The organism is Paenibacillus sp. FW101-FHT12H11 (genome assembly GCF_058790355.1).
Genome location: NZ_JBYTCO010000026.1, coordinates 1 through 3,442, shown reverse-complemented (window position 1 = coordinate 3,442; position 3,442 = coordinate 1). Strand labels below are relative to the sequence as shown.

Sequence of the window (3,442 nt, the reverse complement as noted above, 5' to 3'; positions counted from 1 at the left end):
CCGTGGTGTAGAGGCCTAACATGCCTGCCTGTCACGCAGGAGACCGCGGGTTCGAATCCCGTCGGCTCCGCCATTTTTTATGAAGTTTGAGTCATTAGCTCAGTTGGTAGAGCACCTGACTTTTAATCAGGGTGTCGTAGGTTCGAATCCTACATGACTCAGTTTTTTTTATTTTATGCGGTCATGGCGGAATTGGCAGACGCGCACGGTTCAGGTCCGTGTGGGCTAACCCCCCGTGGAGGTTCGAGTCCTCTTGACCGCATCACCAAGAGCTTTCTTATTTCCTTTTATAGGAGCTAAGGAAGCTCTTTTTTGTACATCCATTTCTAAATTCCTATTGACATTGATTATTATTATCACTAATATCAGGGTATAGGCGGTAGATATGAGCGGTGGAGGTTATGACATGAAAACGATTAAATACTGCTGCAGAAATGAGAAATTCGGATCCAAACAAATATATAAGTCATTGAAAAATGAATACCCTGATCTGAAGCAAAAGAAGAAGGATTGCCTAGGAAACTGTAAGCATTGCAAGAAAGAGTGCATCGCGATGATCGGCAAAAAGGACTTGGTTTGCGCCGCTTCGCCTGACTTACTATATGCCCAGCTTAAGCAGATTATTGCTGAATCCAGGGCTGAAACCGTAATGGCCTAAGCAGCAGCTTTTGTAAAATTTTATGACTTCCGTTTGTATTTGTACATGAAGTTCTGGTAATCTTGTATGTATGGGGATTTGCAAAAAGGAACCATACAGAAAGGATGTGCAGCACATCATGTTAAAAGATGAACTAACGGAAGCGCTCAATGAGCAGATGAACTATGAATTTTACTCCGCGCACGTCTACTTGGCCATAGCCGGTTATTGTGCGGCAGAAAGCTTGGATGGGTTCTCGAACTTTTTTATCGTTCAAGCGGAAGAAGAAAAATTTCATGCAATGAAGATTTTCAAATTTATTAATGATCGCGGGAAAAAGGTTGCTTTCGCCGGCATGGATACGCCTGTGAATGAATATGAATCGATCCTCGACGCGTTTGAGCATGCTTACAAGCATGAGCAAGAAGTTACAAGACGTATTTACCATCTGTCTGATTTGGCACTCAACGATCGTGAGCATGCGACGATGCAGTTCCTCAAATGGTTTATCGATGAGCAGGTAGAGGAAGAAGCGATGTTCGACAGCATTATCAACAAGTTGAAACGAATCGATAAAGACAGCAACGCCTTCTTCATGTTGGATGCGGAATTTGCACAGCGCACGTTCACTCCACCAACCGGGGAATAATTACATACGATACTAATGAAGACCAAAAACTTACTTTTTCGCCGTTTACAGCGAAGGGTAGGTTTTTTCTATGTTTATTGACGCATAGCTGTCAGGGTTTATTTTATATACTGAAAGAAAAAAGGAAGTGCAGCATGGAAAAGTTAGATTTAGCCAAAGTCTACAAATCCTATTACACAGCTCCGAAGAAGCCACAGCTAATGGAATTTGGTCCTGTTTGGTATGTGACCATTGAAGGAACTGGGGACCCGAATGGAGATGCCTTCGCACAAGCGACTGAAGCGCTCTACACGCTTTCTTACAGCATTAAGGGCATTTATAAGTTAGAGGAGAAAGACTTCACTGTGGCCAAGCTGGAGGGCTTGTGGTGGGTAGATGGAGTTAGCCGGAACGCGCTCGAGGTGCCGAGGGAGCAGTGGCGTTGGAAACTTTTGATTAGGATGCCCGAATATGTTACAGCAGAGAAGGTAGAGGAAGCCCGAGTTAAAGCTTTAGGCAAGAAAAAGGAGCTGGATTTGCTTTCAGATATTGTATTTGAAACCTTGCATGAAGGAAACTGTGTCCAGATGCTGCATATAGGTCCGTATGCTTCCGAGCCTGTAACGCTAACTCAAATGTACGAATTTATGGAGACAAGCCATTTAAGCATTAGCGGCCTCCATCATGAAATCTATTTATCTGATCCGAGGAAGATTGATCCTTTGAAAATGAGAACGATTTTGCGTTACCCTGTTAAGGCGGCAGGAGTGGTGAAGGGTTGATTTTTGCTGTAATATAGAAGAAAATGTCGAGCTGTTGGGAGGGAAGGCGATGCGGACACGGTATAAATCTGTTATTGGTCACGTGATCGGCGTGCTAATCATTTGGATAGGGCTTATGTACCCTGCCTCTGCAGCCCAAGCCTCCTGGCTCGATAGGGTGAAAGATATCTATCAGCTGCCTGAGAATGTGGAGCAAATTCAGAAAGATTACGAGGCAACGAAACAGCAATTAGAGGAGCAAAAGGACAAGCTCTCGGAAACAATTCGGCATTCACAGGAAACCGAGGCAAAGCTCCTTCAACAAAACGAAGCGCTTCAGAAAGAAAATGAACGCCTGCAAGAGCGCTTAAAGGCCATGGAGCAGGTTGCCATAGATAAAGAAAACCGGAGCCGGAAGATAACGAATATGGTTATCGCGGTGGTTGTGCTTGTAGTGTTGTATTTTGTACTTGGACGGGTGTTCCGGTATGTGGTCTGGCGGAGGCAGAAACGTCAAATGAGATAGGAGGCCTGAGAGGCGTGGAAGTTACTTTCGAACATGCAAGCTCACACGCAAAAATGGCCACACTGCGCATCGAGAAGGACGAATCGATCCATGTGCTGCATCCGAACCAAATCGTAGCTTTTCAAGGGAAGTCTGAGCAAAGAGAGGACTCTTTGATGAAGCTGCCCAGCATGTACCGCAAAAAACGTCTCATTCAGTCGCGCGTGTATGGTCCTGCTCAGCTCATGTTAGGGTTGCCAGAAGGCTACAGCATGTCTGTGGTGCCAATTGGTGATGAGGATGATCTTTTGTATGAGTTCCGGCATGTTCTGTTTTATACCGGCGGTGTCAGCTTTACTTCCCACTTACAAAATGTTAAAAATACACTGATCACGCAAGATCTCGTGAAAATGCAGTTCAAAGGGTCGGGAACGGTGGGGCTTTTGACCGCTGGTCCGTTGTATCAGATGGCATTGGATCCGAAGCAGCCTTTATTTGTAGATATTCATTGTCTAATTGCGTATCCTCGGAATGCAGATCTGCGCCTTTGTGTATATGGCAATACATTAGCGAGCCAGCATATGAATTATCATTGGGAGATGACAGGGCAAGGACATGTGCTGCTGCAGCCATGCAAGCCGGATCGCAAGTTGGATGAGCATATGAAAAACGATAGCTTATTGCGGCGAATTGCAAGGGAAGTACTGCCTTTTGGCGGTATTTTTATAAAATAAGCGATTGGTAACAAAAAACATTTGCATTTGTTCTGAAATCCTGATATATTATTCCTTGTCGCCTCTGAGAAAGAATTGAAGTGACAAGCAACACATACCGTGCGGAAGTGGCTCAGCGGTAGAGCATCGCCTTGCCAAGGCGAGGGTCGCGGGTTCGATCCCCGTCTTCCGCTCCAT

At 45.1% G+C, this 3,442-nt stretch carries 5 protein-coding genes and 3 tRNA genes; all 8 read left to right on the top strand.

Features of this window, described 5'->3' with window-relative positions:
- The first annotated feature begins 88 nt into the window (after positions 1–88).
- The 8 genes from AC3WTJ_RS37860 (at position 89) to AC3WTJ_RS37825 (ending at position 3,441) form a co-directional block, all read left to right on the top strand.
- Positions 89–161: transfer RNA gene (locus tag AC3WTJ_RS37860), tRNA-Lys, on the top strand.
- A 16-nt stretch (positions 162–177) separates the two neighbouring features.
- A tRNA-Leu gene (locus tag AC3WTJ_RS37855) sits at positions 178–262 on the top strand.
- A 144-nt stretch (positions 263–406) separates the two neighbouring features.
- Positions 407–658: a DUF1450 domain-containing protein gene (locus tag AC3WTJ_RS37850; RefSeq protein ID WP_127458787.1), complete on the top strand. Its 252-nt coding sequence runs from the start codon at positions 407–409 to the stop codon at positions 656–658.
- Between the two features lie 118 nt (positions 659–776).
- On the top strand, positions 777–1,286 hold the full coding sequence (locus tag AC3WTJ_RS37845) for a ferritin (RefSeq protein WP_127458788.1): 510 nt from the start codon (positions 777–779) through the stop codon (positions 1,284–1,286).
- 134 nt (positions 1,287–1,420) lie between these two features.
- Complete coding sequence (locus tag AC3WTJ_RS37840; RefSeq protein WP_492526924.1) at positions 1,421–2,047, top strand: GyrI-like domain-containing protein; 627 nt, start codon at positions 1,421–1,423, stop codon at positions 2,045–2,047.
- A 49-nt stretch (positions 2,048–2,096) separates the two neighbouring features.
- Positions 2,097–2,552: a hypothetical protein gene (locus AC3WTJ_RS37835; protein ID WP_492526922.1), complete on the top strand. Its 456-nt coding sequence runs from the start codon at positions 2,097–2,099 to the stop codon at positions 2,550–2,552.
- A 14-nt stretch (positions 2,553–2,566) separates the two neighbouring features.
- Positions 2,567–3,265 carry an AIM24 family protein gene (locus AC3WTJ_RS37830; protein WP_492526920.1) on the top strand — a complete coding sequence of 233 codons (699 nt, stop codon included), beginning with the start codon at positions 2,567–2,569 and terminating at the stop codon, positions 3,263–3,265.
- A 101-nt stretch (positions 3,266–3,366) separates the two neighbouring features.
- A tRNA-Gly gene (locus AC3WTJ_RS37825) sits at positions 3,367–3,441 on the top strand.
- Position 3,442 lies beyond the last annotated feature (1 nt).

What these genes read in the sequence shown, in the direction of transcription:
- AC3WTJ_RS37840 (WP_492526924.1), top strand. Translation starts at nt 1,421, where the DNA reads ATGGAAAAGTTAGATTTAGCCAAAGTCTACAAATCCTATTACACAGCT.
- AC3WTJ_RS37845 (WP_127458788.1), top strand. Translation starts at nt 777, where the DNA reads ATGTTAAAAGATGAACTAACGGAAGCGCTCAATGAGCAGATGAACTAT.
- AC3WTJ_RS37835 (WP_492526922.1), top strand. Translation starts at nt 2,097, where the DNA reads ATGCGGACACGGTATAAATCTGTTATTGGTCACGTGATCGGCGTGCTA.
- AC3WTJ_RS37850 (WP_127458787.1), top strand. Translation starts at nt 407, where the DNA reads ATGAAAACGATTAAATACTGCTGCAGAAATGAGAAATTCGGATCCAAA.